Source organism: Streptomyces sp. WAC03905, from assembly GCF_057371075.1.
The window spans coordinates 701,289-726,795 of record NZ_JBXYDZ010000003.1 but is presented as its reverse complement, the minus strand read 5'-3'; the positions used below and the strand labels follow the sequence as shown (position 1 = coordinate 726,795).

Sequence of the window (25,507 nt, the reverse complement as noted above, 5' to 3'; positions counted from 1 at the left end):
AAACCCTCCGGGCCGGGCGGCGCCACTATCGTCCGGATCTCCGTGCGCGCACCGCCCGGCGGCGCCGGTCCGGCCGTCGCCGCGGGCCCTGCACCGCTGACGCAACCCCGGAGGCTGCCTGCTCATGCGCCCAGTACCGCGTCCCGCCCGGACCTCGCTGACCGTACTGGCGCTGCTCGCCGCCGTATGCGCGCTGCTCGTCGGAGGGGCGGGGTCGGCCTTCGCCCACGCGAGCCTCAGTGGCTCCGACCCCGCCGACAACACCGTCCTGAAGGAGGCGCCGCGGCAGGTCACGCTCACCTTCACCGAGTCCGTGACGTTCTCCGAGGACTCGGTGCGCGTCCTGTCGCCGGAGAACCAGCGGGTGAATCCCGCCCCGGCCCAGTACGCGGACGGCAAGAGCAACACCGCGCGCGTGCAACTGTCGGACAAGATGCCCGAGGGTACGTACACGGTGGCCTGGCGGGTGGTCTCCGCCGACGGCCACCCCATCTCCGGCGCGTTCGTGTTCTCCGTGGGCCGACCGTCAGAGACCGCAGCGGTGGTGCCGGACGCGTCGTTGGACGACTCGGTCGTCGGCCGCCTCTACGCGTTCTTCCGCTACCTCGCCTACGGCGGGCTCGCGCTCCTCGTCGGCGCCGCCGCGTTCGTCGCCGTGTGCCTGCCCGGCGGCGCGGCGGCCCGGCCGGTGCGCAGACTGCTGGCCACGGGTGCGATCGTGCTGGCGGCGTCCACCGCGGCCCTCTTGTTGCTGCGCGCCCCTTACGAGACGGCCGGCCGTCTGACCTCGGTCGTCGACCTGTCGCAGCTGGGCCGGACCCTCGGCGGGCGCCCCGGGCTCGCGCTGGTCGCCCGGCTGGTGCTCCTGGCCGTGGCCGCCGTGCTGCTGAAACGGTGCGCCGTACGGCTGCACGAGCCCCGCGTCCGCTGGACCGGGCTGGCGCTCGCCCTGGGACTGGCCTGCACCTGGGCCGCCGCCGAGCACGCCTCCGCCGGCATCCAGGTGCCGCTCGCGATCCCCGTCGCCGTGCTGCACCTGCTGGCGATGGGGGTCTGGCTGGGCGGCCTGATCACCCTGGCGGCCGTCCTGCGGAGCCGGGGAGCCGAAGGCCGTACGGTCCCGGCGGCCGCGGTCGGCCGCTTCTCCACGACGGCCTTCGCCGCCGTCGCCGTTCTGGTCGGCACCGGGGTGTACCAGTCGTGGCGGCAGGTCGGCTCCTGGGAGGCGCTGACCACCACGGCGTACGGGAAGACGCTCGTCGTCAAGGTCGCCGTCGTGGTCCTCGTCGTGGGAGTGGCGTCGTTCGCCCGCCGCTGGACCGCCCGCCTCCTGCACGAGGCCGCTCCGGGCGCCGCCACGACGACGGTGCGCGAGCCCGAGCGGGTCAAGGCCGCGGTCGGCGGCCCTGCCGAGCCCGCTGCGACCGGGGTGCCCGCAGAGGGCGAAGTACGCGGTGGGGGAGAGGGAAGCGAGGGCGTCCGGCCGCCGCTGTCGGAGGACGGCGTACCCCGGCGCGCCCTGCGCCGGACCGTCGCCGTGGAGGCGGTGCTCGGCGTCGTGGTCCTGGCGGCGTCCACCCTGCTGACGGGCACTCAGCCCAGCCGTGCCGAGGCCGAGATCGCGGCCGCGGTGGCAGCGGCGACGCAGGAGCCGCAGGCCAAGGTGGCCACGGTGCCCTTCGACATGGGCAAGCCCGGCCACCAGGGCACCGTGCAGGTCACGCTGGCACCGGGGCGCGTGGGGGAGAACACGGTCGAGGCCGTGGTGTTCAGCGCGGACGGTGGGCTCGCCACCGTGCCCGAACTCCGGCTCACCCTCACCCAGGAGAAGCTGGGAATCGGCCCCATCGACGCCGAACTCAAGAACCAGAAGGGGTTCTGGGCCGTCTACGACCTGCAACTGCCCATGCCCGGCGAGTGGACCTTGAACATCACGGTGCGTACGAGCGAGATCGACCAGGTCACCGTGCGCGGAAGCGTCAACATCACTCCGGTGCCGGGGCGACCGGCGAAGTAGTCCACCGCCCGCCCAGGCCCCGCCCTTCCCGGCCCTTCCCGGCCTCGTGGATCAGGCCTGTCGGCCGCGGCGCGCCCACCAGACGGCACCCGCGCCGCCGAGTACGACGACGGCTGCGATCCCTGCCAGGACGGTGCCGGTGCCGGTGCTGTTCCCCCAATCCGCCGCGCCCGTCGCATCCGCCGCATTCGCCGCCCGGGCGTCCACGGACGCGGCCGGCGTCGGCGCAGCCGAGGACGACGGCGGGGCGGCCGGAGCGCCCGGGGGAGGCGTGGCCGACGGGCTCGCGGCGATCGGCTTCGCGCCGGGCGCGGCGGGCTGCAGCATGAGGAGCGGGGCCGGATTGTCGACCTTCCGGCCGTCCGTCGGTACCTCGATCCACCGGGAGACCTTGCCGTCGCCGTACGTCTCCAGCGTCTTGAAGGCGAGGGCCTTCGCGTCGGGCAGTTGGCGCACCGTGATGCTGTAATCGGCGTCGGTGCCGGTCGCCAGCGCCGCACCGCCGACGCTGAACCCGTCGGGGGTGGCGGTCAGCTTCCAGTCCGCGGGCGCTTCCTTGAGGGTCACGGCGTCCGGGGCGATGCCCTGGGGGAGGAACACCCGCAGCTCGGCGATGCCGGCGGTGTCCGACTCCGCCTCGGAGGTGAAGGACAGGGTCACGTTCTCGGCGAGGGCGCGCGGGTCGGAGGCGGACACTTCGGCGTGGGCGGCTGCCGGTCCGGCCGCGAGACCGAGGAGCACCATCGCGCCGGTGGCCGCGAGGCCGAGGCGGCGCAACGGGAGGCGGGCGCGGGAGCCGCGCAGGGTGTGCGAGCCGCGCAGGGTCTGCGAGGTGAGCCTGTTGTGAACCATGAGCCTGCTGTGGGACGTGAGCCTGCTGTGCGGGGTGTGCATGGCGAAGGAACCCTCTCGGTACGGGGAGCGGGCCTCGGGGAGCGGGATGACCGTTCAGCCCGCCGGGATCAGCGGAACGTCTCCTGCGCACCGGACGGGAGGGCCGCGGCGCACCACCGCGCCGCACAGCACCCGGGCCGCCACCGGCACCGGGTGCGGGGCGTCGAGCGGGCCCGGTCCGGGCCCGCTGCGTACGTACGTCCGCCGATGCCGCCGACAGCGGACACCGATGGCCGCGACGGCCGCCGCCACCGCCCGCCGGGCCCAGCGGCCCATGGTGTCCGGCAGGCGGCTGAGCGCCCGGTCCGCGCGGCACATGAGCAGCGCCATCACGCGGGCGGCGACGCAGTGGGCCGCCGCCATCCCCCAGGTGCTCCGGTGCGCCGTGCGCACGACGTGCGACGCGGCGCCGTGAGCCTCGGCGCCGTGGACCTCGGCGTGCCCGTGCGGTCCGGGCTGCTGGACGGACAGGGCCCGGTGCAACACGGGTCGGGCGAGGCCGGAGGCCGCGACCACCTGCCACCGCGGGCGGGACCGCCGCGCCGCGAGCCACGACGGACTCAGAACGCATGCCGCTCCGCCCGCCGTTCGCCACCACGACGTCTGGTCACCGAACGCCAGCGGATGGGCCGCGGCGGCCGGCACCGTGCCGAGCACGGTGAACGCGGCAGCCCGCAGCCACCGTCCGCTCGCCCGACCGGGCCGCGGACACGAGCGCATCCCTGCCCGGGCGTCGGTCATGTCCGGCTCATCATCGCCCCGCCCCCGCCGTGCATGATCCGAACTGTCAAGGCAGGAGCAGTTTTCCCGCGCGGCGCTCAGTACGAGTGGTCGACCGTGACGTCGGCCGACAGCCGCAGGGCCGCTTCGGCCGGGGCTCCGCGCAGCCCCAGCAGGGTGAGCGCGAGGGCGTCGATCACGGTGAGGTGAGCCAGGCGGCTGGCGACGGTCTCGAGCCCGAACACCAGGTCCTGGCCGCCCGCGACCAGCGTGCAGTCGCTGGCCCCGCTCAGCGGTGAGCGGGCGTAGCTGGTGACGGCGACGACCCGGGCCCCGGCCCGCCGCGCGCCCCGCGCGGCGTCCACGGTGCTGCGCGTGGCGCCGGTGTGGCTGATGGCCAGGCAGACGTCGGCGGCCGTCAGGGTCGCGGCGGCCAGCTGCGCGGTCAGCGGGTCGGCCGGCGCGTCGACCGCGCTGCCCAGTGCGCGCAGCCGGTACGCGGTGTCCAGCGCGACCGCGCCGGACAGTCCCGCGCCGACGACCAGGACCCGGCCGGCCGTGTCGATCAGCTCGGCCGCCGCGCGCAGCCGCTCCGGGGTCACCGTCGCGGTGACCGCGTCCAGTGCTTCCCGGCCGGCGCGCACCGTGTCGGCCAGGGCGCGGGCGGCCGGGTCCTGCTCTTGGGAGGGCTCCTGGGCGGGGACCTGCCGGGCGGCGGCGATCTTCAGCTCCTGGTACCCGCGGAACCCCAGGCGCTGGCAGGCCCGCACCACGGTGGACGGCGCGGTCCCGGCCAGCGCCGCGACATCGCTGACGCTGAGGTGCACCAGGTCCGCGCCCTTGTCGAGGACGACCTGGGCCACCCGGGCCTCGGTGTCACGCAGCTCGGGCAGGTGGGCCCGGACGTGGGCGGCGAGCCCCCCGGACGCTGTGGAATGCAGTTCCATGCAATGATCCTAGCAAGGAAATTCATTCCACGGCCTGACGTGAGGAGCGACCGTGTCCGCGATCCTGCCGTCCATGACGGGGGCGGCCGCCGTGCCCGCCGTCGTCCTCGCCTCGGCGGTGCTGCACGCCGTCTGGAACGGCCTCACCCACGGTCTGCGCGACAAACTGGCGGGCTTCACCCTCATCAGCCTGGCCTCCGCGGGCTGCGGAGCCGTCCTCGTCTGCCTCGCGCCGCCGCCCGCCCCGGCGGCCTGGCCGTACATCGCCGCCTCCGCCGCGCTGCAGGTCGCGTACCAGCTGCTGCTCCTGCGGGCCTACCAGCTCGGCGACTTCGGCCAGATGTACCCCACTGCCCGGGGCACCTCGCCCGTCGTGGTGGCCCTGGTGTCCACCACCCTGCTCGGCCACTCGATGCCCGCCGGCCAGGCCCTGGGCATCGGGGTCGTCGCCTGCGGCCTGGCCGGTCTCGCCCTCGCCGACGGGATCCCCGGCCGCGCCCAACTGCCCGCGCTGGCCGCGGCGCTGGGGACCGGCGTGATGATCGCCTCCTACACCCTCGTCGACGGCAGCGGCGTCCGCGTCTCCGGCAGCGTCTTCGGTTACATCGCCTGGCTCTTCCTCTGCCAGGGACTCGTCCTCCCCGTCATCGCCTGGGCCCGCCGGGGTCCGGCCCTGCTCACCGCCCTGCGCCCGCTGTGCGGCCGCGGGCTGGCCGGCGGACTGCTCTCGCTGCTGGCGTACGGGCTCGTCGTCTGGGCGCAGTCCCGCGGCGACCTCTCCACCATCGCCGCCCTGCGGGAGACCAGCATCGTCTTCGGAGCGCTGATCGGCGCGGTGGTGTTCCGCGAACGCCTCGGCCACCGGCGTATCACCGCCAGCGTCACCGTCCTGGCGGGCATCACCCTCCTCCAACTCGCCGCCGCCCCCTGACGCAAGGCCCTCCGACGTGCTCCAGCCGGTCGTGCCGGGAACGAGGTGGCCGGGCCCGTGCCGACAGCGCGGGCGCAGCAACCCGATGCGGAGGCATCGCTGCAGCGCGGTTCCCCGCCGCGGTGTGAACCAGGGGGCTGCTCACGGCTTGGGGACCGTGTTGACGTAGGGGGTGCCCGCGGCGTAGAAGGCGTCCACCGTCTTTTGGACGTCCGCCTGGGAGAGGGCCTCATCGGCCTTGTAGTAGACCCAGTTGACCTTCATGTCCCAGGTGCGCGGGCCGCCGGTGGCGGGAGTGTCGATGAACCAGTTGCTGAAGTGGACGTCCATCTTCTCGCGGGGGACGTACTTGCCGGAGCTTGTGAACAGCTCCTTGCCGTCGAGGGAGTACGTGACCTTACCGTTCATGGCGGTGACCATCAGGAGGTGCCAGCCCTCCGTACGCTGCTTGAGCGTGTGGCTGACCCGGTCCGGCGGATCGGCCTTGTACCAGCTGACGGTGTCGAGCCGGGGACCCGCCGTGCCCCAGCCGCCGTTGGGCAGGTACTCGAAGTCGAGCTCGCTGTAGTCCGCCGAGTCGTCGGAAGGGGAGATCGGGAAGAAGGTCTGGACGACGTGGTCGCCGTTGCGGCCGCTCGTGGGCCTGTCGCTGAAGTGGACCCGGGCCGCGAAGGTCCCCGTGAAGAGGTTCTTGCCGGTGCCCTGGAGTTCGGTCTGCTGCGTGCCCGCCGCGGTGCCGTCGGTGACGGACCGCAGCTGCAGGACCCTGCCGCCCTGGGCCGTCGCGTCGGCGGGGAACGCGGCGCCGGCGGTGGTCCAGCTGTCCTTGATCCCGGGCCCGCCCCCGCCCGTACGCACCTCCCAGCCGTGGGCGGCGAGCGCGGGATCGTCCGGGCCGCTGTAGCGGAAGGTGTCGAACAGGGTTCCCGGCGGGCCGGCCGGGCCGGCGAGGTGCTGGGGGCGGGCGCGGCGCCGTCGTCACCGGGGCCGCCGGAGCACGCAGCGAGCGCGCACAGCAGGGCGGGCAGCGCGAGCGCGCTCCACGCGCGGCGGCGAGGGGTGCGGCGGGGCTGGCTCACTTGGGCTCCTTGGGACGTTGAGGCGGTGCCTGGACACGCCCGCTGCAGGGGGGATCGTCACCGGCCGAACCGATGAGGGCGTCATCCTAAGGCGCGCTCCGACCGTGCGGACGACCACCGAGAGGCAGCCCCGGGGCGGCCCGTACGCCGTCGACCGCCACGCGGAGGCGCCGGTCGCACCTACTAACCGGTACGACGCATTCCGTTTCGATCCGGTCACGACCCCCGAGTAGATCAGCTCATATCCCGACATCGGGCTCAAGTCGCTCCCGGCCGGTGCACTAGCGTTCGCCCTGCGATCCCGCGGTCTACGTACCCTGCAATGAAAGGCCTCGCACGGTGCGCCCAGCCAAGACGTCCGTCCAGCGCGGATCGGCACATACGAAACACCATGGAGTGTCCGGCGCGCCCGTCGAGGAGCCCACCACCTCACCGGTGTTCGTCGACCAGTCGGGTCTGCGCGGCCGCCTGCTGCGAGGCTTCGGATGGCCGGTCTCGCTGATCGGCGCCATCCTTGCGGTGGCCATGGGGAGCAGCCTGATCGGTGTGCAGGCGGACGCCCCCGCGATGGGCATTCCCGTACAGCCCGCGCACTCGCCCACGCCGTCGCCGTCGGTACTGCCCTCCGCGGGCCGGTCGTCCCCGGCGGCCCCGGCGTCCTCGTCGAAGCCCACGCCCCCGCAACGGCCGGTGGCGCGCTCCGCTGCGCCCGGGACGCGGACCGCCTCGGCCGCCCCGTCGAAGGCGGCCGTCACGCCCGGGCCCGCGACCACCGCGCAGCGCGGGGCGAAGCCCTCGGGCCGACCGGGCAAGCAACCCTGATCACCCGATCCACCTGATCGCCTCATCCGGTTACCCGGTTACCCGCACCACTGTTTCCAGGAGCGTCATTGTCCCGCCACCAGCGCCGCCGGCAGTCCCCGCTGAGGCCGCGCCGACTGGCCGCGCCGCCGTTGCGCTTCTTCATGCCGCTGTCCCTGCTGGCCTGCCTGCTCGCCCTGCTCGTCCTGCGCGGCCTCGCCACCAACGAGGCGTTCCACGACTCCCGTATCGCGATCTCGGTCGACAAGACGACCGTGCCCGTCGAACTGCTCAAGGGCGGTCCGATCATCGACGCGCGGGGCTCCCGGAACGAGCACCCGGTGAGCTACCACGTCCCCGACCGCACCGCGGTGCTGAGCTTCGACGACGGTCCCTCGCCGGAGTGGACCCCGAAGATCCTCGAGGTGCTCGCGTCCCGCAAGGTCCGCGCGGACTTCTTCGTGACCGGCGCGATGACCACGCGCAACCCGGAGCTGATCCGGCAGATCGTCGCGGGCGGCCACGAACTCGGCGTGCACACCTTCACCCACCCCGACCTCGTCTACCAGTCCCACGCCCGCACCAGCTGGGAACTGGCCCAGACGCAGCTGGCGCTGGCCGGCGTCGCGGGCGTCCACAGCGCGTTGTTCCGTCCGCCGTACTCCTCCGACGCCACCGCGATGGACGACTGGAACTACCCGGTGATCAAGTACGTGGGTGCGCGCGGCTACCTCACCGCGTTCATCGACCGCGACACCGACGACTGGAAGCGCCCCGGCGTGGACGCCATCGTCAAGGCGGCGATGCCCGCCAAGCCCGGTGCGGGCGCGCTGATCCTGCTGCACGACGCGGGCGGCGACCGTACCCAGACCGTCGCCGCACTCGCGCAGATCATCGACAGGCTGCAGGCGCAGGGCTACCGCTTCACCACCATCTCCGAGGCGCTGAGCGCGTCGAGCGCGACCGTGCCCGTGCACGGTTTCCAGCTGTGGGCGGGCAAGGGGTTCATCTGGGCCACCAGGGTCGCCGTGCTCACCCTGCCGGTGCTGGTCGGCCTGCTGGCCCTCGTCGGCTTCCTCAACTTCGGGCGGTTCGCGCTGATGCTCGTCCTCGCGCCGGTCCACGCCCGCCGCGCCAAGCGGCGGGACGCCTGGGGGCCGCCCGTCAGCGAGCCGGTCACCGTACTCGTCCCCGCGTACAACGAACGCGAGTGCATCGCCAACACCCTCCACTCGCTCGCCGCCAGTGACCATCCGATCGAGGTCATCGTCATCGACGACGGCTCCACGGACGGCACCGCGGACATCGTCGAGGAGATGGCCCTGCCGTTCGTCCGGCTCGTCCGACAGGCCAACGGCGGCAAGTCCAGTGCGCTCAACACCGGCATCGCGGCCGCCTCGTACGACATCGTCGTGATGATGGACGGCGACACCGTCTTCGAGCCGTCCACCGTCCGCGAGCTGGTCCAGCCCTTCGCCGACCCGGCGATCGGCGCGGTCGCGGGCAACGCCAAGGTCGGCAACCGCGACAGTCTGATCGGAGCCTGGCAGCACATCGAGTACGTCCTCGGCCACAACCTGGACCGACGGATGTACGACATGCTGGGTGTCATCCCGACCATCCCCGGCGCCGTCGGCGCGTTCCGCAAGGAGGCCCTGCGACGGGTCGGCGGGATGAGCGACGACACCCTCGCCGAGGACACCGACATCACCATCGCGGTGCTCTGCGACGGCTGGCGGGTCGTCTACGCCGAGCACGCCCGCGCCTGGACCGAGGCGCCCGCCAGCCTCCAGCAGCTCTGGTCCCAGCGGTACCGCTGGAGCTACGGCAGCATGCAGGCGATGTGGAAGCACCGGGGCGCAGTGACCTCACGCGGCCCGGCCGGCCGCTTCGGCCGGCTCGGACTGCCGCTCGTGGTGCTGTTCGGCGTGGTCGCCCCGCTCCTGGCCCCGCTCGTCGACCTGTTCCTGCTCTACGGCGTGCTGTTCGGGGACGCCCCCGTCACCCTCACCAGCTGGGGCGGCTTCATCCTCCTCCAGGCCGCGCTGTCCTGGTACGCCTTCCGGCTCGACCGCGAAAAGCCGTGGCACCTGATCAGCCTCCCGATCCAGCAACTGGTGTACCGGCAGCTGATGTACATCGTCCTGCTGCAGTCCGCGATCACGGCGATGACGGGCGGCCGACTGCGCTGGCAGAAGCTCCGGCGTACCGGCGAGGTCGCCGTACCGGTGGAGGCCTGACCCGTGACCGCATCCTTCGGCCCCGGACGTACCCGGGACACCCTGCAGTTGCGCGTACCCGCCGCACTGCGCGCCGATCCGGCAGCGCCGGTACAGAGATCCGCACCCGGGCCCGCCCCGCAGGAGAACCCGCAGGCGGCGGCCGCGCCCGGGCCCGGCCGCGACCGCTACCTCGACCTGCTGCGCGCGCTGGCGCTGGGCCGCGTGGTGCTCTACCACAACTTCGGCTGGTTCTGGCTGCCGCTCGTCTTCCCGTCGATGGGCGTGATGTTCGCGCTGGCAGGCTCGCTGATGGCCCGCTCGCTCAGCCGTCCCGCCCTCGGCGTGATCCGCGGCCGGCTGCGCCGCCTGCTGCCGCCGATGTGGGTGTTCGGTGCCGTCCTGGTCGCCCTGCAGATCCTCGACGGCTGGGGCCCCCGGTCCGAGGGCCACCCCGTCTGGTGGTGGTCCAAGCTGGCCTTCTGGGTCCTGCCGCTGAGCACCCCGCCCTACGCCGAGGCGCTGACCGGGTTCCAGCACGTGGAGCCCACCTGGGCCCTGCAGATCACCGTGCCGCTCTGGTACCTGAGGGCCTACCTCTGGTACCTCCTGCTCTCGCCGCTGCTGCTGCGGGCCCTGCGACGCTTCCCGCTGCTGACGCTGGCCGCGCCGCCGGCGGCGGTCGTCGTCATGAACGCGTTCTTCGCCGACCAGGAGTTCGTCTACAGCCGGGTCTGGGAGTCCGCCAACGACTTCGCCACCTTCGGCGCCTGCTGGATCCTCGGCATGGCCCACCAGGAGGGCCTGCTCAAGAAGATCCCGCAGTACGTGCTGCCCTCCGTCGCGCCGCTGATCATGGTGGCGAGCCTGTGGTACCTGCAGACCAGGCCGGTGGACCCGACCGTTGCGACCGACATCGAGGCCTGGCCGATCGCCCAGGCCCTCTGGTCCTTCGGCTTCGTCGCGATTCTGCTCCACGTCAGCCCGTCCTGGGACCGGTGGCCCAAGCCGCTGGAACGCTGGAACGGCCTCGTCGGTCTGCTCAACGCACGGGCCGTCAGCGTCTACCTCTGGCACCAGGTCGCGCTGGTGGTCGCCGTCCCGCTCATCGACCCCCTCTGGAGCGTCCCCTTCTTCTACGACAACCTCCAGTGGCTGCTGGCCAGCCAGTGGTTCACGCTGCTGGTGGCGATCCCCGTGCTCGGTCTGCTGGTCCTCACCTTCGGCTGGGTCGAGGACGTCGCTGCCCGACGCCCGCCCCGCCTCTTCCCGTACCCCCGCCGCGGCCGCGGCCGCCGGGGGCGCCGCCGGTCCGCGCCGGACACCCCCTAGCGGAGGTACCGGGTGCGGAGACCGTGCCGAGTACCTCGCCCGCCTGGGCGGAGCGGAGGGGACCCGGGCAGGAGTGGGCGCGCCAAGCGCGGCCGCCCATGCTGTGGATGCCGCACCTGCGGCCCTGCGGCGTGGCAGCCGGTTCGAGGGGCCGGCCCTGCTGGGCCATGCCCCAGGCGTAGATCCGGGCGAGGGAGTCCATCTGGTGTGCGGTGAGCGGCCGGCTCGCGAAGCCGGACGTCTCGACCGCGCGTCTCCACCGGATGGGGCCTCCAGTGCGTCCCGCCGACATCGACCACGACGCCGAGGGCGGTGGCGAGGAGTCCGCCGCCGGTGCCGGCCGGAGCGTTGCGCCGGGACACCAGCCGCTGCGTCGGCTTCGGCTTGCGGTGGCTCATGTCCCGGAACGGAGCATCGGAGGATCCCTTACTGGGCTGACGTTCTCCAGCGGAATGCTTGCGGACCATGAGTGTCGGAAGGGGGCCGCATCATGACCGTTCGTGGCGGCGGAGGTGGCCGTGGCGGCCCCGGCGCGTCAGGCCGGGGTCAGGGCCGCCGCTCCGAAGGAGACGTCGAAGCGGTCGCACCAGATGGTGACGCTGCTGTAGTCGGCGAGGTTCACGTCGGCCGGGACCGCGTAGTTCTGGTCGCCCTTGTTCCCCTTGAGCCGGCCCAGGCTCACGTGCCTGCCGTCGTCGAAGACCCGCCAGCCCGCGACGCCCTCCTTCACCGGGGCGTCGGTCAGCCAGACGCGCAGGTCCGGGCCGTTACTGGTGTCGAGGCCCTCCAGGCGGAGGGTGTGGGACCCGTCGGCCAGGCGGATCAGTTTCGCCGTGCCCGTCGTGGCGTGCTCGTGGCTGATCAGGGTGCCCTGGGCGAGGGTCTGCGGGCCCGCGGAGTTCGAGGGGGCCGTCCCACCCGCGCCACCCGTCCCACCCGCGGACCCTGCGCCACCCGCGGAGCCCGCGCTTCCCGCGCCGCCCGCGGAGCGTTGCGGCGCGGCCGCCGCCGGCAGCGCCTCGCTGACGGTCTCGTCCCGCCACAGCTTCCACGGCTGGAACCAGTACGAGCCGATGCCCAGCACGACCACCGCCGCGACCAGCACTGCGGCCCACACCCGACCGCGCCTCTTCACGTCCACCACTGCCCCGCCCCACTTCGTCACCGGTCCGCTCACCGGTCCGTTCACCGCCATTCAACGCGGCGGGGGACCCCGGTGCCATGTCCTGACCCGTGACGAAAGTCTTACGTCACCCGGCAGGCGGCGGGAAAAGGTGACAGGAACTGTCGGGCTTGGCTCGGACGATGGACGGATGAGCAACGAGGACCAGACCATCGAAACCGTTCAGAACGACCACTGCGCCCGTCCCCTCGGGGGCCGGATCGCCCTTGTGGCCGGGGCCACTCGCGGAGCCGGACGGGCGCAGGCCGTCGAGCTCGGCTGGGCCGGTGCGACCGTGTACGTCACCGGCCGCACCACCCGGACCCGCGTCAGCGAGGTCGGCCGGACGACCGAAACCATCGAGGAGACCGCCGAGTGGGTCACCGCGGCCGGCGGCACCGGTATCGCGGTGCCCACCGACCACCTCGACGAGGAGCAGGTACGCTCCCTCGCCCGGCGGATCGACCGGGATCACGGGCGGCTCGACGTACTCGTCAACGACCTGTGGGGCGGCGAGCACCTCATCGCCGGCTCCGTCTTCGGCAGGAAGAGCTGGGAGACCCCGCTCGCCGACGGCCTGCGCATCCTGGAACTGGGCGTGCGCTCGCACGTCATCACCGCGGCACTGCTGCTGCCGCTGCTGATCCGCTCGGACGCGCCGCTGCACGTCGAGGTCACCGACGGCACCGCCCGCTACAACCGCCGCTACCGCGAGAACATGTACTACGACCTGGCGAAGAACGCCCCGATCCGGCTCGCGTTCGGGCTGGGCCAGGAACTCGCCGAGTACGGCGGAACCGCGGTCGCGGTCTCGCCAGGCTTCCTGCGCTCGGAGCAGATGCTCGCCCACTTCGGGGTGACCGAGGAGAACTGGCGCGACGCGATCGCCCAGGAGCCGGCCTTCGCCGTCGCCGAGTCCCCGCACTACCTGGCCCGCGCGGTCGCCGCACTGGCCGCCGATCCGGGCCGGGCCGCCCGCTGGAACGGGAGGTCCACCTCCAGCGGGGAACTCGCGAGGACCTACGGGGTGCGGGACCTGGACGGCAGCCGCCCCGACGCCTGGGCGTATTTCGAGGACGTCCTGCACCCGGGGAAACAGCCCTCCCCCGAGGACTACCGCTGACCACCCGGCCCGGCCCCGGCCCCGGCCCCGCCCCCGCCCCCGGCCCCGTAGAGCGCGGCCAGGGCCGCCGCGCGCTCCCGGAAGCGGGCGCGCAGCGGCGCCGGGGCCAGCACCTCGACGTCCGCGCCGAGCCGGGCCAGCTGGTCGTACGCGACGTCCTCGGACTCCGCGGGCAGGTCGAGGGTGACCAGCCCGGCGGCGTCCGGGGCGCCCGCCGAGGCCAGCGCGTCCTCGACGGCGGCTCCGTCCACGACGGCCGGCAGCCGGGCCAGCCCCCGCCCGGTCAGCCGCACCCGGACGGTGGTGCGCAGCAGCGCGCGGGCGAACGCGTGGGAGCGTGCCTCCCAGTGCGCGGCCAGCTCGAAGTCCGTGTCGCGCACGAACGTCTCCCGCCCGCCGGGGGCGGGCGCCAGGGCCGTCACGCGGTCGACGCGGTACGTGCGCCAGCCACCGCCGTCGGCCGCGTCCCCGTTGCCTCCCCGGCCACCGTCCCGGAGCCGGGCCACGACGTACCAGGTGCCCGCCTTCAGGACGAGCCCGTACGGCTCCACCACCCGGGACACCGTGGAAGGGGGCGCGCCGTCGCGCCCCGGCCGGGCGTAGGACAGCTCGACGGCGCGGTCCGACCACACCGCGCGGGCCAGCTCGGGCAGCAGCACGGGGGTGGCGGGTTCGCGGAACCAGGCCGGGGCGTCGAGGTGGAAGCGGCGCACCGACGCCTCGGCGGCCGCGCGTACGGACGGGAGCAGAGTGGCCGCCAGTTTCAGCCGGGCGGTGTCCGCCGCGTCCGACTGCCCGAGGTCCCGCAGCGCGGACGGCAGCCCGGACAGGAACAGCGTCTCCGCCTCGGTCGGGTGCAGCGTGGTCAGCCGGGTCCGGTAGCCGGGCGCCAGGTGGTACCCGCCGGTGCGGCCGCGCTCGGAGCGGACGGGGATGCCGGCCTCCTGCAGCGCCTGGGCGTCGCGGATCACCGTCCGCTCGGACACGTCCAGTTCGCGGGCGAGGGCGGCGGCGGTCAGGCCGGGGCTCGACTGGATGAGGAGGGCCATACGGATCAGACGGGCGGCGCGCATGCCTCAAGGATCACGGACCGCGCGGGATACGAGCCCCTGCCGTGCGGTCACCGCGGTCGCGGGGCGGAGGTTCCGCAGCCCCGGCGAGCTGCCGGGGCCACGAGCGCGGGGTACGGTTCGGGGCCGTCACCCGCCGAACGGCAGGGTGGCTGCGACTGGTACGACCCCCTGCCCGGTTCCACCGTAGGCGGGACGGCGGCCGGACGGCCGCCGAATCCCCGTCCGGATGAAGCCGTCCCCGGCCTTGACCCCGGCCGTGACCCCGGCCCGCGGAATTCAGGCGGGGCCCCGCCGTCCGTAGAAGCGGGCCAGCGTGCCCACCGTGTCGGCCATGGCCCGGCGCAACTCGGCCGGAGCCACGACCTCCACGTCCGCGCCGAGCCGCAGCAGTTCACCGCACGCGTGCGCGGTGCTCTCGGTCGGTACGACCGCCTCCACCCATCCGTCCGCGCCGACCGGGGTCGCGGTGGCGTCGACCGCCCGCACCACCTCCGGCGCGACGTTGTCGGGCAGGCGCAACCGCCCGCGCGGGGACAGGCGGACCGTGGCCGTGCCCGTGAAGCGGCGCGCCGCGAAGTCCGCCCGGTACGAGGCCCAGTACGCACCGAGGTCGAAGTCCCGCGGCCGCTCGAAGCGTTCGTCGGCCGGCACCGCGTCGAGGACCTGGGCGACCCGGTACGTCGCCGCCCGATCACCGTTCTCCGCGGCGGCCACGACGTACCAGACACCGGACTTGAGGACCAGACCGTACGGGCGCAGCAGGCGCGACACCTCCTGCGGCGCCCGCCAGCGGCGATAGCGTGCCTCGACGACCCGCTGCGCCAGAGTCGCGTCGACGAACACCGCAAGGTACGGCGTGCGTTCGGGCTCGCGGTACCAGCCCGGGGCGTCCACGTGGAACACCGCCGCGGTCCGCGCCGCCTCCTCCCGCGGCCCCGCCGGCAGCGCGGCCAGCAGCTTCAGCCGCGCCGCCGCCACCTCCGCCGCGAGCCCCAGGTCGGCGGCCGCGCCCGGCAGCCCGGCGAAGAGCAACGCCCGCGCCTCGCCCTCGCTCATCCCGGTCAGCCGGGTGCGGTAGCCGTCGAGCAACCGGTAGCCGCCCCCACGGCCCGGCTCCGCGCAGACCGGCACGCCGGCGCCCTGCAGCCGCTCCACGTCGCGGTAGGCCGTCCGTACGGAAACGCCCAGCTCCTCGGCGATCGCCCGCGCGGACACGCGGCCGCGGGATTGCAGCAACAGCAGGACCGACAGCAGACGACCGGCAGACATGCGCCCATTCTCCCCGGAAACCCTGACAGCCCCTGGCACGGTGCCCGCCTACCGTCGGCCCGTACCCGCAAACGGACCGAACGGAACAGGAGCCCTCCGTGCCGCCCATCGACCCCGCCCGCCACCTCGCCGTGATCGAGCTGCGCCAGTACACGCTGCGCCCCGGCCGGCGCGACGACCTCATCGACCTCTTCGACCGGGAGCTGGTCGAGACCCAGGAGGAGACCGGCATGGCCGTCCTCGGCCAGTTCCGCGACCTCGACGACCCGGACCGCTTCGTCTGGCTGCGCGGCTTCCCCGACATGACGGCACGGCACGCAGCGTTGACGGCCTTCTACGGGGGCCCCGTCTGGGCCCGCCACGGTCCCCGGGCCAACGCCACGATGGCGGACTCCGACGACGTCCTCCTCCTGCGTCCGCTGACGGACGACAGCGGACCTCGCGCCGACCCGTCCGCGCGGCCCGGGCCCGGTGCGCCGGCCCCCGAGCGGTTCGTGTCCGCCACGGTCTGGTCCTTCGCCCCGGGCCGAACCGACGGGACCGCGCTGATCAGGGACGGGCTCCTCCCGCTGCTCCGCGCCACGGGAGCCGCGCCGCTCGCCGCGTTCGCCACGGAGCCGGCGGCCAACACCTTTCCCCGGCTGCCGGTGCGCACGGGGGAGAACGTGGCCGTCGTCCTCACCTCGTTCCGCGACGAGGACGCCCACCGCCGGCACCTCACCGCGCTGCACGCGCATCCCGCCGCGCGGGACGGGGTACTGCCAGGCGTCGGGCGGGCGCAGACGGCGGCCCCCCGGACGCTGCGGCTGGCGCCGACGGGCCGCTCACTCATGTCGTGAGAGGTGCGTTGACGACTCCGAACGGCACGTGGACGCTGGGGGTGGCGGGCGCGGTGCCGTTCAGGTGGGAGACCTGGTCGTCGAAGAAGATGTGCGGATCGAGGACGCTCATCACGGCCGCCTTGTCGATGCCGCCGAGGAAGAACGCGTCGTTGACCCGCAGACCCCACCCCTTGAGGCTGCGCACGGCACGTTCGTGCGCCGGCGCGTCCCGGGCGGTGACCAGGGACACGCGCAGCCGCAGCCGGTAGTCGGGGTCCTCGCGCCGCGCGGCCTCCTCGCGGCGCTGGATGCGGTTGATGCCCGCGAGGAACTCGCTCAGGGGCCCCGGGTCGTGCGGGGTGGTCGCGTTGCGGACCTCGTGCGCCCGGAAGCCGTCCAGGCCGGCGTCCTGGAAGATCCGCTCGGAGGAGTCGCTCGCCAGCACGCCGTCGAAGTCGAAGGCGATGCGCAGTTCCGGGTCGTTCTCGTCGTCGATCCGGGCCGACTGCAGCACGTGCCCGGCGGGCAGTCCGTCCGCGACGGCCTGACGGACGTCGGCCCCGTCGGCCGACAGGAACAGGGACATGTTCAGTGCGCGCATGAACCGGTGGGCCGACCGGCCCTGCCGGAAGACGGCGCGGCTGATGGGCAGGCCGTGCGCGGCGATCGAGCGCATGACCCGCAGGCCGCTGTCCGGGTCGTTGCGCGACAGGATGATGACCTCGACCAGCGGATCGGACGGGTCCGCGAGGTCGTTCAGCGACAGCAGGCGCCGGACGAAGGGGAAGGCCACGCCCTTGGCCAGGACGTCGTCCGCATGGGCCTCCTGGTGGGCCCGGTAGGCGTCCTCGCCCTGTTCGCGGAACACCGCGTCGCAGTCGGCCAGGTCGAACAGGGCGCTGGAGGCGATCCCGACCACGAGGCGGTCGGACAGGTCGTACCTCATGACGTCCCCCCTGCTGGTCACGTGCGACGTCAGGATGACCACCGCGATCATCACCTGTTCGTACATGCCGAAAATACAGGCCCGTCCCCGTGCCGCGAACGGCGCCCGCTCGTGAGCGGACGAAGGCGGTCGTACGGTGGTCAAGGCGACCGGAATCGGCATGCAGGGCCAGGGCGCCACGTCGGGCTCTTCGCCGTCCGGTCGGGTGACCGCACACCGAGAGCAGGTGCATCCCCTTGCGCACGACATCCCGAACGACACCCAGCACGGCGACGCGCGCGTCGACCCGCATCGCCGGTGTCCTCACCGGCCTGGCCCTCGCCCTCGGCGGGGCGGCCCTGGTCGCCCCGGCCGCCCACGCGGACGTGACGGCCTGCATCAACCAGGTGGAGCGCGAACTCCAGGGCGGCGAGGCCCCGGACTCGATCCGGATGGCCTGTTACGTCGGCCTCACGGGCGACAACGACCAGTGCGTGTCCGGTCTCACCGCCGCCGGCGTCACGGCCGCGACGGCGTCGGAGGCCTGTCGGGTGGCCCCCCACTAGGGATACGGGTCGGGCGGCCCACCGGGCCGCCCGACCCCACGACACTCGCTAGCGGATGCCGTCGGCCCGGCGGTAGCGGCGCAGGCCCGCTCGACGCGCGCGGCCCGGGAACGGGTTGCGGCGCACCGGGGCGCTGGGGGCCGCGATCAGAAGGGCGACGACTGCGACGACCGCGACGAGGACGAGCACGGTAACGACGTTCATGTTCCTGCCTTCCCTCGAGTGTTGACTGATTGTCACTACCTGGTGTTACCGGAATCGGCGCTCCTAAACACTCAGGGTGATTTCAACCGGGTTGCCCGGCGGGCCGCCATGCCGGTTCGAGGCGGTCGAGGAGCATGTCGAACGCCACTGCGGCCCGGTCCCAGTCGCCGTCCGCGAGCGGCGCGTGGAGCAGTCCCAGGGTGGCGTCGACCACGAGCACCGCCTCGGCGGCCGCCCGCTCGTCCGGCATGCCGAGGCCGGTGAACGCGGACGTCAGCAGGCGCCGCCAGTGGCCGAGCGTGTCGCGCATGACCGGCCCGTACCGGCCCGGGTCGAGCACGCTGGCCGTCATCACCTCGAAGGTCACGGGCAGGATGTCCCGGCGCTCCGGAGCCGTGAACCGGCCCCACAGCTCCTCCAGTACGCGGCGCATGCCCGCGGCGTCCGTGGGCGCGCCCGCGGCGCCGAGTGCCTGCCGCAGGAGCGCCAGCGGGCGCCCCTCGTCCTGCGCGAGGGCCTCGGCGACCAGCCGCTCCTTGCTGCCGAAGTAGTAGAGGAGCATGCGGTCGCTGGTGCCCAGTGACTTGGCGAGGGGGCGCAGGGACAACCCCGCCAGTCCGTTGCGGACCACGTACTCCCGGACCCGGCGCAGCAGCTCGGCCCGTTTGCCCAGGTCAGCGGCTCTTCCCATGCCCGTCAGCCCACCCTCCGGATCGCCTGTCCGCAATGTCGTTATATGGCACATATTTACTGTAGCAACCGCTACGTGTATCTTTGACATGTAGCGACTGCTACAAGATCAGTGACGAGTGAACGGAGTGATCGGTATGGCCGCCCCGGTCGTCTGCCTCGGCGTGTGGAACACGTCCTGGCCCGTGGCGCGCGAATTGTCCTCGGTCGGTGAAGCGAGGCGCGCTCTCACGGCGCACCTGTCGTCCTGGGGGCTCCACGAGATCACCGACACCTCCCGGCTCCTGGTCAGCGAACTGATCACGAATTCCCTGCTGCACGCCCACGGACCCGTCCGGGTCAATCTGCGCGTGTACGGAGACCTCCTGCGGTGCGAGGTGGAGGACGCGAGCCCGGCCCGCCCGGTCCCGTCCACCGCCGGCACCGACGCCGAGGGCGGACGCGGCATCGACCTCGTCCGTGCCCTGGCCCAGGACTGGGGCAGCGACCGCACCGGCACCGGCAAGACGACCTGGTTCGAACTGGCCATTCCCGACCGCGGCGCCGTCCCCGACCGCAGTTGTGCGGCCCCCGACCGAGGTGCCGTCCCCGACCGCGGCGTCGGCACCGCCCCCGCGCCGTACCGTCGGTGACACCGCGGCCGGTCGGTCATCCGAACTGGCGGTGGACCAGGGTGTGGAACAAACCGGACGGATCGGCGAGGAGATCGGCCGGGGGGCCCTGCTGGACGATCCGGCCCTCCGCCATGACGATCACGCGGTCGGCGTCCATGACCGTGGAGAGGCGGTGGGCGATCACGAGGCGGGTGGTCCGCAGGGCGCGGGTGGAATCGATGACCACGCGCTGGGCCTCGTTGTCCAGCGCGCTGGTCGCCTCGTCGAGGAACAGGACGCGCGGCTTGCGGATGAGGGCCTGGGCGATCATGAGCCGTTGGCGCTGGCCGCCCGAAACGGTGCCGCCGCCGTCGGACAGGATCGTGTGCATGCCCATCGGCATGGCCTTGATGTCCTCCGCCAGGCCCGCCGACGCGGCGGCCTCCCACGCCTCTTCGAGCGTGAACGAACCGGCGCCGCGGATGCAGTCGAGGATCGAGCCGGAGAGGGGCTGGGCGTTCTGCAGGACGACGCCGCACTGGCGGCGCACGGCCGTCCGGTCCAGCGCCGCGAGGTCCTGGCCGTCGTAGAGCACGCTGCCCGAGGCGGGCTCGTCGAAGCCGATGAGCAGCCGCAGCAGCGTGGACTTGCCGCAGCCGCTGGCTCCGACGATCGCGACGAACTCGCCCGGTCCGACCCGCAGGCTGACGTCGTCGAGCACGAGCGGGCCGTCGCCGGCGTAGCGGTAGGACAGGTTCTTCGCCTCGACCGCGCCGGTCAGTTCTCCCGGCGCGGTACTGGAGCGGGCCACCTCGGGCGTCTCCCGCAGGACGGGCGCTATCTGCTCGAACATCGGCAGCACCGAAGCGGCCGAGACCAGCGCCCCGGTCAGCTGCGTCACCGACGACAGCAGCATCGTCAGCGACGTGCTGAAGGTGAGGAACTCGCCGGCGGACAGGGCGCCGCGGGCCGGGCCGGCCAGCAGCACGAACATCACCAGCGTGCACAGCGGGAGGTAGACGGCCCCGAGGACCGTGCTGACGTTCTGGATCCGGCCGATGCGCTGGTGCAGTTCGAGGGTACGGGCGAACTCCCTCGCCCAGGCCGCGTACGCGAAGCTCTCGGCCGCGGCGACGCGCAGCTTGGGCAGGCCGCGCAGCGTCTGGAAGGCCTGGTTGGCCAGCCGGTGGCCGAGCCTGTTCAGGCGGCGTTCGTAGCGCAGCTGCCACAACCCCAGGAGCAGGAAGACCACGGCGATGACGACCAGCATGGCCAGCGCCGCCATCGCCAGCGGCACGCTGTGGACGAGCAGCAGCACCAGGTTCACCACGCCGACCGTGCCCGCCTGCACGCACACCGGGCCGATCCCGGACAGGACGCGGCGGACGGAGCTGACGCCCATGGCCGCGCCCGCCAGTTCGCCGGTGGAGCGGCCCGCGAAGAACGTCGTCGGCAGGCGCAGCAGGCGGTCCCACACCGCCGGCTGCAAGGTCGCCTCGACACGGCCCTCCATGCGCAGGAGCGAGGTGTTCTGCAGCAGCATGAACACCGCCGAGACGATGCCGGTCGCGATCAGCGCCACCCCGGTCTGCACGATCAGGCCGTTCTCGCCCTGCGGGACGTACCGGCCGAGGACCCGGCCCGTACCGATCGGCACCAGCGCGGCCAGGACGACCGAGACCAGCCCGCCCAGCAGCAGACTGCGCAGCTCGGGCAGGGTCCCGCGCATGCTGAATCGCAGCAGGGCCGGCAGGCCCACCCGCGCGTCGGGCAACGGCCGGTAGAGCATGACGGCGCGCGGTGCGAAAGCGGCCGGGCCGGCCTTGGCGACCCGTTCGCGCGTGCCGGTGGCGGGGTCGACCACCTCGTAGCCGCCGCGCCGCCACAGCAGGGCGACCGGGGCGCCGTCCTTCTCGCGCCGGCCCACCAGCGGCCCGCTGTTCTCCCGCCACCAGCGTCCGGCGAGGCGGACCGGGCGGGTCCGGATCCGGGAGGCGAGCGCGACGCGTTCCACGGGATCGAGCTCATCGGACGTGGTTCCGGTGCCGCCCGGCGGCGTGAGGGCGATGCCGGCCGCGTCGGCCACGACGCGGCACGCGGCGAAGGTCGCGTCGACGCCCGCCGCCCGGTGGTGGTCACGGCGGGAGCGGGCGATGGACGCCAGCAGCGTCCGGTCGGCCTGGGTGAGTGCGGCGCGGCCCGCCTCGATCCCGGCGGCCGTACGGTCCTCGTGCGCGCGCTCCAGCTGCTCGATCCGGCCGTCCAGGGCGTACAGCAGCCGGTACTGCTGGTCGACCATGCCCTGCCACATCGCCGCGTCGACGAGGAGGGTGCCGACCGGCTCGGCCTCGTACACGGCGCCGTACCGGACGCTGCCGGGGGCGATCCGCATCCACAGGATGTCGTCGTCGGCCGCGCCCGGTTCGGCGCCGGCCACACCGTCGAGCGGTGCCTCGAACAGCACGCGCAGACCGCGGCCGATGCCGCGCGCGAAGGCGTCCTCCAGCGGGCTCGGCGGTGCCGCGGCGGCCTCCCCGTACCCGCCGTACTCCCCGTACCGGGGGTGGTGCGCGTACCCGGGGTGCGGGGGGTGCTGCGGGTACTCCGGCCGGTAGAGCTCCCGCAGTTCGATGCGGCGCAGCCGGCAGCCCTGGAGGGGCCGGGCGGCCAGGGTGTGCCCGGGGCCCTCGGCCGGACCCAGCAGCAGGGTGCCCGGCTCCAGCCGGCCCAGGAAGTGCCAGTGCCCGGCCGGCGCCGCATCCACGGCGAACAGGTCCAGCTCGCCCTCGACCACCAGCCACAGGACGAGCGGCCCCTCCAGGGACAGGCTGCGCACGCCCGCGCAGTCGACGGGCGCGCCCAGGCTGCCCAGGGCGGCGACGACCGGGTCGGGCACGGTGGCCGCGGCGGCGGTGTCGACGGCGGCGGCCGTGTGGTGCGGGTACGTCACCTCAGTGCTCCTTGACCAGTGCGGCGTACGCGCCCCCGGCGGCGAGCAGTTGCTCGTGACGGCCGCGTTCCACGACCGTGCCCCGGTCGAGCACGACGATCTCGTCGCTGTCACGCACCGTGCTCAGCCGGTGGGCGATCACCACGCAGGCACAGCCGCGGCGGCGCAGGTTGTCGATGATGACCTGCTCGGTCACCGCGTCCAGGGCGCTGGTCACCTCGTCGAGCACCATGACGCTGGGCCGGCGCACCAGGGCCCGCGCGATCTCCAGGCGCTGGCGCTGGCCGCCGGAGAAGTTGCGGCCGTCCTGTTCGACCCGGCTGTGGATGCCGCCGGGGCGGCGGGCCACCACCTCGTGCACGGCGGCGTCCTCCAGCGCGGCGACGACGGCCTCGTCCGCGATGGTGGGGTCCCACAGCGTGACGTTGTCGCGGACGGTGCCCTCGAAGAGGAAGACGTCCTGGTCCACGAAGGAGACGGACGCGGCGAGTGCGCCGCGCGGGATGTCCTCCAGCCGTATCCCGTCGATGCGGATGGCGCCCGCCCACGGGGTGTGCAGGCCGGAGATCAGCCGGGAGACGGTGGACTTGCCGCTGCCGGAACCGCCGACGAGCGCGACCTGCCGGCCGGGTCCGACCGAGAGCGAGAAGCCCTCGAACAGCGGGGGGTCCAGCGGGCTGTAGCCGAAGGTGATGCCGTCCAGCTCCACGTGCCCCTTGAGGCGCCGGGTGGAGGCGGCGGGCTCGCGCCGGGCGTAGACCGGGTCGACGGGGAAGTTCTCGACGTCCTCCAGGCGGGCGACGTCCGCCGCGAAGTCCTGGATCCGGCCGGCGACGCCGCCCAGTCGGGAGATCGGCGCGGTGAAGCTGGTGACCAGGGCCTGGAAGGCGACGAGCAGACCCACGGTGAGGTGCCCCTCCACGGCCCGCAGGCCGCCGATCGTCAGGATCAGCGCGCTGTTGAACGCCGCCAGTGTGGGCGCGACGATCGCCAGCCACGCGCCGGGCACGCCGAGCCGCTGCTGGACGTCGAGGGTGACCGCGTGCTGTCCGGCCCAGCGGCGGAAGAAGCCGTTCTCGCCGCCCGTCGCCTTCATCGTCTCGATGAGCTGCAGACCGCTGTACGAGGTGTTGGTCAGCCGGGCGCTCTCGGCGCGCAGCTTGCGGGTACCGGTGGCGCGCACCCGGATCGCGACCCGCAGGGCGACCACGTTGAGCAGTGCCACGGCCACCCCGACGAGCGTGAGCTGCGGATCGTACGTCCACAGCAGCACGGCGTAGAGCACGATCACCACGGCGTCCACCGCCGCGGCGGACAGGTCACGGGCGAGGGTCTCGGCGACCGCGTCGTTGGACTGGAGCCGCTGGGCCAGGTCGGCCGGGTTGCGCTGGGAGTAGAAGGTGACCGGAAGCCTGAGCAGGTGCCGGAAGAAGCGGGCGCTGCCGAGCGTGGTGGAGATGACGCGCCCGCGCAGCAGGTTGGCCTGGAGCAGCGCGGTGAGGGTCGCCGTGAGGACGAGGGCCACGGCCATCGAGGCGAACAGCACGCCGAGCAGGGACGTCTGCTGCCCGATGAGGAACATGTCGATGTACGTGCGGCTCAGCGCCGGGACCGACGCGCCGACCGCGACGAGGAGGAGGCTGCAGACCACGGCCGCGGCCATGGTGCCCGACGTACCGCGCAGACGCGCCGGCATGCCGGCCATGACCCCCGGCCTCCGGCCGCCCCGGCGGAAGCCGTCGCCGGGCTCGAAGGTGAGGACGACCCCGGTGAAACTGGTGTCGAACTCGTCCATCGGGACGAACCGGCGCCCCTTGCCGGGGTCGTTGACGTAGACGCCCCGGCGTCCGAACCGCCGGGCCGTGCCCTCGTAGACGACGTAGTGGTTGAACTCCCAGAACAGGACGGCCGGGCCGCGCACTTCGGCGAGGGCGGACAGGTCCATCTGCATGCCCTTGGCCTTCAGCCCGTAACCGCGGGCGGCCTTGAGGAGATTGCTGGCGCGGGAGCCGTCGCGGGATACCCCGCAGGCGATGCGCAGCTCTTCGAGGGGGACGAAGCGGCCGTGGTGGCCGAGCACCATCGCCAGGGCGGCGGCACCGCACTCCACCGCCTCCATCTGCAGCACGGTGGGCGTGCGCACGGGGCGGGGCGTACGGCCCCCGGGTACGGGCGCGGGAGTGCGGGCGGGGCCGCGGCGCGCGCCGCGCTTCGGCTCGGGGCGGTGGCGCCGGCGCGAGGCGGGCGGCAGGTGCGGTCGCGACCGTGCTCCGCGCTGCGGGGCGGTCATGGCAGCAGCCAGTCGACGGGACGCTGCGCGGCGAGGTGCACGGCGCCGGTGAGGGGCGTCCGTGACTCGACGGCGTACGGGGGTCCCTCCGCGGAGGACCACCGGTAGCCGGACTCGGTGGAGGAGGAGCGTTCGAGCCGTACGACGACGGCCACCGGGCCGCCCTGGCGGGAGAACTGCTCGGCGAGCCCGTCGTCGCCGAGGAAGCCGGCGATCTGCGCCTGCGTCAGGGGTGCGCGGCCGACGGCGGTGACGCGTCCGCGCAGCGTGCCGAAGCGCTGCTGCGGGACGGACTGGACGCTCAGGTCGACGCGGGCGCCCACGGGGACCGCCGCGCCGCTGCCGCCCGGCACGTACAGCACGGCCACCAGGGGGTCCGCGGGGTCCTTCACGCGCTCCAGGGTGGCCACGTCCGCACCCGTGGCGACGACGGAGCCCACCTTGGCCACCAGGGTCGTCAGGCGTCCGCCGGTCACGACGCGGACGGGCCGTTCGCCTTGCTCCGTGCGGACGTTGAGCAGTGGTGCGCCGGCGGACAGGGTCTGGCCCTCCTCGGCGAGGACGCCCGTCACCTGTCCGGCGACCGGCGTCTGCAGTACGTAGCTGCCCTCGGCCCGGGTGAGGATGCCGGGCGCGCTGAGCTTGGAGGACACGGTGCCCGTGCAGGCCCAGTAGGCCGCGGCCGCCATGACGAGGACCGTCACGGCCAGGACCAGTCGCCCCTGCGGGCGCGCGAAGCGAACGGGCAGGTCGAGTTCCTCGGGCGATTGCAGCTTGGAAAGAGCCTTTTGGCGAAACTGCACGGACTATTCCTTCAACTGCATTCGTACGGTGGGACACGGGGACCGCCGAGAACCCCGGAGCCGTGGGGGATGCTCCGGGGTTCACCGGCAAATCCGGA

General features: G+C 73.6%; 22 protein-coding genes. 9 read left to right on the top strand and 13 right to left on the bottom strand.

Annotated features, from left to right (window positions below; all coding sequences use genetic code 11):
• Window positions 1–124 precede the first annotated feature (124 nt).
• Window positions 125–2,017, top strand: a complete 1,893-nt coding sequence (locus AC2RP6_RS06240) for a copper resistance CopC/CopD family protein (RefSeq protein ID WP_486445257.1) — start codon at window positions 125–127, stop codon at window positions 2,015–2,017.
• A gap of 51 nt (window positions 2,018–2,068) precedes the next feature.
• Here the strand turns inward: AC2RP6_RS06240 and AC2RP6_RS06235 are convergent, their stop codons facing one another.
• The 3 genes from AC2RP6_RS06235 to AC2RP6_RS06225 form a co-directional block, all read right to left on the bottom strand.
• Window positions 2,069–2,869, bottom strand: a complete 801-nt coding sequence (locus AC2RP6_RS06235) for a DUF1775 domain-containing protein (protein WP_486445256.1) — start codon at window positions 2,867–2,869, stop codon at window positions 2,069–2,071.
• A 96-nt stretch (window positions 2,870–2,965) separates the two neighbouring features.
• A complete protein-coding gene (locus AC2RP6_RS06230; protein ID WP_486445255.1) occupies window positions 2,966–3,652 on the bottom strand; it encodes a hypothetical protein in 687 nt (228 codons plus the stop codon).
• Window positions 3,653–3,729: 77 nt separating this feature from the next.
• A complete protein-coding gene (locus AC2RP6_RS06225) occupies window positions 3,730–4,578 on the bottom strand; it encodes a MurR/RpiR family transcriptional regulator (protein ID WP_486445254.1) in 849 nt (282 codons plus the stop codon).
• A gap of 73 nt (window positions 4,579–4,651) precedes the next feature.
• On the opposite strand from AC2RP6_RS06225, the gene AC2RP6_RS06220 reads away from it, so the two are divergent.
• Window positions 4,652–5,509 carry an EamA family transporter gene (locus AC2RP6_RS06220; protein ID WP_486450235.1) on the top strand — a complete coding sequence of 286 codons (858 nt, stop codon included), beginning with the start codon at window positions 4,652–4,654 and terminating at the stop codon, window positions 5,507–5,509.
• Between the two features lie 141 nt (window positions 5,510–5,650).
• Here the strand turns inward: AC2RP6_RS06220 and AC2RP6_RS06215 are convergent, their stop codons facing one another.
• Window positions 5,651–6,367: a glycoside hydrolase family 16 protein gene (locus AC2RP6_RS06215; protein ID WP_486445253.1), complete on the bottom strand. Its 717-nt coding sequence runs from the start codon at window positions 6,365–6,367 to the stop codon at window positions 5,651–5,653.
• A gap of 617 nt (window positions 6,368–6,984) precedes the next feature.
• On the opposite strand from AC2RP6_RS06215, the gene AC2RP6_RS06210 reads away from it, so the two are divergent.
• The 3 genes from AC2RP6_RS06210 to AC2RP6_RS06200 all read left to right on the top strand — a co-directional run bounded on the left by AC2RP6_RS06210 (window position 6,985) and on the right by AC2RP6_RS06200 (window position 10,940).
• Entirely contained in the window at window positions 6,985–7,410 is a 426-nt protein-coding gene (locus AC2RP6_RS06210) for a hypothetical protein (protein WP_486445252.1), read from the top strand.
• A gap of 143 nt (window positions 7,411–7,553) precedes the next feature.
• Window positions 7,554–9,629: a bifunctional polysaccharide deacetylase/glycosyltransferase family 2 protein gene (locus AC2RP6_RS06205; RefSeq protein WP_486450234.1), complete on the top strand. Its 2,076-nt coding sequence runs from the start codon at window positions 7,554–7,556 to the stop codon at window positions 9,627–9,629.
• Between the two features lie 3 nt (window positions 9,630–9,632).
• Window positions 9,633–10,940: an acyltransferase family protein gene (locus tag AC2RP6_RS06200; RefSeq protein WP_486445251.1), complete on the top strand. Its 1,308-nt coding sequence runs from the start codon at window positions 9,633–9,635 to the stop codon at window positions 10,938–10,940.
• A 535-nt stretch (window positions 10,941–11,475) separates the two neighbouring features.
• Here AC2RP6_RS06200 and AC2RP6_RS06195 read toward each other — a convergent pair.
• Entirely contained in the window at window positions 11,476–12,042 is a 567-nt protein-coding gene (locus AC2RP6_RS06195; protein WP_486450233.1) for a DM13 domain-containing protein, read from the bottom strand.
• Between the two features lie 211 nt (window positions 12,043–12,253).
• Between AC2RP6_RS06195 and AC2RP6_RS06190 the strand changes: the two genes are divergently transcribed.
• The gene (locus AC2RP6_RS06190; RefSeq protein WP_486445250.1) at window positions 12,254–13,225 is read left to right on the top strand and encodes an SDR family oxidoreductase; all 972 of its coding nucleotides are present in this window, start codon (window positions 12,254–12,256) and stop codon (window positions 13,223–13,225) included.
• Here AC2RP6_RS06190 and AC2RP6_RS06185 read toward each other — a convergent pair.
• On the bottom strand, window positions 13,216–14,298 hold the full coding sequence (locus tag AC2RP6_RS06185; protein ID WP_486445249.1) for a helix-turn-helix transcriptional regulator: 1,083 nt from the start codon (window positions 14,296–14,298) through the stop codon (window positions 13,216–13,218). The genes AC2RP6_RS06190 and AC2RP6_RS06185 overlap by 10 nt on opposite strands.
• Before the next feature lie 276 nt (window positions 14,299–14,574).
• Complete coding sequence (locus tag AC2RP6_RS06180; RefSeq protein WP_486445248.1) at window positions 14,575–15,567, bottom strand: helix-turn-helix transcriptional regulator; 993 nt, start codon at window positions 15,565–15,567, stop codon at window positions 14,575–14,577.
• A gap of 98 nt (window positions 15,568–15,665) precedes the next feature.
• On the opposite strand from AC2RP6_RS06180, the gene AC2RP6_RS06175 reads away from it, so the two are divergent.
• On the top strand, window positions 15,666–16,406 hold the full coding sequence (locus tag AC2RP6_RS06175) for an NIPSNAP family protein (RefSeq protein ID WP_486445247.1): 741 nt from the start codon (window positions 15,666–15,668) through the stop codon (window positions 16,404–16,406).
• Here AC2RP6_RS06175 and AC2RP6_RS06170 read toward each other — a convergent pair.
• Entirely contained in the window at window positions 16,396–17,334 is a 939-nt protein-coding gene (locus tag AC2RP6_RS06170) for a 5'-nucleotidase (protein ID WP_486450232.1), read from the bottom strand. The genes AC2RP6_RS06175 and AC2RP6_RS06170 overlap by 11 nt on opposite strands.
• 236 nt (window positions 17,335–17,570) lie before the next feature.
• Between AC2RP6_RS06170 and AC2RP6_RS06165 the strand changes: the two genes are divergently transcribed.
• Window positions 17,571–17,879: a hypothetical protein gene (locus tag AC2RP6_RS06165; protein ID WP_486445246.1), complete on the top strand. Its 309-nt coding sequence runs from the start codon at window positions 17,571–17,573 to the stop codon at window positions 17,877–17,879.
• 48 nt (window positions 17,880–17,927) lie between these two features.
• Here AC2RP6_RS06165 and AC2RP6_RS06160 read toward each other — a convergent pair whose 3' ends face one another.
• Entirely contained in the window at window positions 17,928–18,083 is a 156-nt protein-coding gene (locus AC2RP6_RS06160; RefSeq protein WP_486445245.1) for a hypothetical protein, read from the bottom strand.
• A gap of 82 nt (window positions 18,084–18,165) precedes the next feature.
• Window positions 18,166–18,774, bottom strand: coding sequence for a TetR/AcrR family transcriptional regulator (locus AC2RP6_RS06155; protein ID WP_486445244.1), 609 nt, complete (start codon window positions 18,772–18,774; stop codon window positions 18,166–18,168).
• A 136-nt stretch (window positions 18,775–18,910) separates the two neighbouring features.
• Between AC2RP6_RS06155 and AC2RP6_RS06150 the strand changes: the two genes are divergently transcribed.
• Window positions 18,911–19,405: an ATP-binding protein gene (locus AC2RP6_RS06150; protein ID WP_486445243.1), complete on the top strand. Its 495-nt coding sequence runs from the start codon at window positions 18,911–18,913 to the stop codon at window positions 19,403–19,405.
• Between the two features lie 16 nt (window positions 19,406–19,421).
• Here AC2RP6_RS06150 and AC2RP6_RS06145 read toward each other — a convergent pair whose 3' ends face one another.
• Genes AC2RP6_RS06145 through AC2RP6_RS06135 form a run of 3 tightly spaced genes read right to left on the bottom strand, consistent with a single transcriptional unit; the run spans window position 19,422 to window position 25,409 of the window.
• The gene (locus AC2RP6_RS06145; RefSeq protein ID WP_486445242.1) at window positions 19,422–22,316 is read right to left on the bottom strand and encodes an NHLP bacteriocin export ABC transporter permease/ATPase subunit; all 2,895 of its coding nucleotides are present in this window, start codon (window positions 22,314–22,316) and stop codon (window positions 19,422–19,424) included.
• Window position 22,317: 1 nt separating this feature from the next.
• On the bottom strand, window positions 22,318–24,606 hold the full coding sequence (locus AC2RP6_RS06140; RefSeq protein WP_486445241.1) for an NHLP family bacteriocin export ABC transporter peptidase/permease/ATPase subunit: 2,289 nt from the start codon (window positions 24,604–24,606) through the stop codon (window positions 22,318–22,320).
• Window positions 24,603–25,409, bottom strand: a complete 807-nt coding sequence (locus AC2RP6_RS06135; RefSeq protein WP_486445240.1) for a hypothetical protein — start codon at window positions 25,407–25,409, stop codon at window positions 24,603–24,605. Before AC2RP6_RS06135 ends, AC2RP6_RS06140 begins: the two co-directional genes overlap by 4 nt.
• Between the last annotated feature and the right edge of the window lie 98 nt (window positions 25,410–25,507).

What these genes read in the sequence shown, in the direction of transcription:
- AC2RP6_RS06140 (WP_486445241.1), bottom strand. Translation starts at nt 24,606, where the DNA reads ATGACCGCCCCGCAGCGCGGAGCACGGTCGCGACCGCACCTGCCGCCC.
- AC2RP6_RS06155 (WP_486445244.1), bottom strand. Translation starts at nt 18,774, where the DNA reads ATGGGAAGAGCCGCTGACCTGGGCAAACGGGCCGAGCTGCTGCGCCGG.
- AC2RP6_RS06180 (WP_486445248.1), bottom strand. Translation starts at nt 15,567, where the DNA reads ATGTCTGCCGGTCGTCTGCTGTCGGTCCTGCTGTTGCTGCAATCCCGC.
- AC2RP6_RS06150 (WP_486445243.1), top strand. Translation starts at nt 18,911, where the DNA reads ATGGCCGCCCCGGTCGTCTGCCTCGGCGTGTGGAACACGTCCTGGCCC.
- AC2RP6_RS06220 (WP_486450235.1), top strand. Translation starts at nt 4,652, where the DNA reads ATGACGGGGGCGGCCGCCGTGCCCGCCGTCGTCCTCGCCTCGGCGGTG.
- AC2RP6_RS06225 (WP_486445254.1), bottom strand. Translation starts at nt 4,578, where the DNA reads ATGGAACTGCATTCCACAGCGTCCGGGGGGCTCGCCGCCCACGTCCGG.
- AC2RP6_RS06185 (WP_486445249.1), bottom strand. Translation starts at nt 14,298, where the DNA reads ATGCGCGCCGCCCGTCTGATCCGTATGGCCCTCCTCATCCAGTCGAGC.
- AC2RP6_RS06240 (WP_486445257.1), top strand. Translation starts at nt 125, where the DNA reads ATGCGCCCAGTACCGCGTCCCGCCCGGACCTCGCTGACCGTACTGGCG.
- AC2RP6_RS06205 (WP_486450234.1), top strand. Translation starts at nt 7,554, where the DNA reads ATGCCGCTGTCCCTGCTGGCCTGCCTGCTCGCCCTGCTCGTCCTGCGC.
- AC2RP6_RS06230 (WP_486445255.1), bottom strand. Translation starts at nt 3,652, where the DNA reads ATGACCGACGCCCGGGCAGGGATGCGCTCGTGTCCGCGGCCCGGTCGG.
- AC2RP6_RS06235 (WP_486445256.1), bottom strand. Translation starts at nt 2,869, where the DNA reads ATGGTTCACAACAGGCTCACCTCGCAGACCCTGCGCGGCTCGCACACC.
- AC2RP6_RS06190 (WP_486445250.1), top strand. Translation starts at nt 12,254, where the DNA reads ATGAGCAACGAGGACCAGACCATCGAAACCGTTCAGAACGACCACTGC.
- AC2RP6_RS06170 (WP_486450232.1), bottom strand. Translation starts at nt 17,334, where the DNA reads ATGAGGTACGACCTGTCCGACCGCCTCGTGGTCGGGATCGCCTCCAGC.
- AC2RP6_RS06160 (WP_486445245.1), bottom strand. Translation starts at nt 18,083, where the DNA reads ATGAACGTCGTTACCGTGCTCGTCCTCGTCGCGGTCGTCGCAGTCGTC.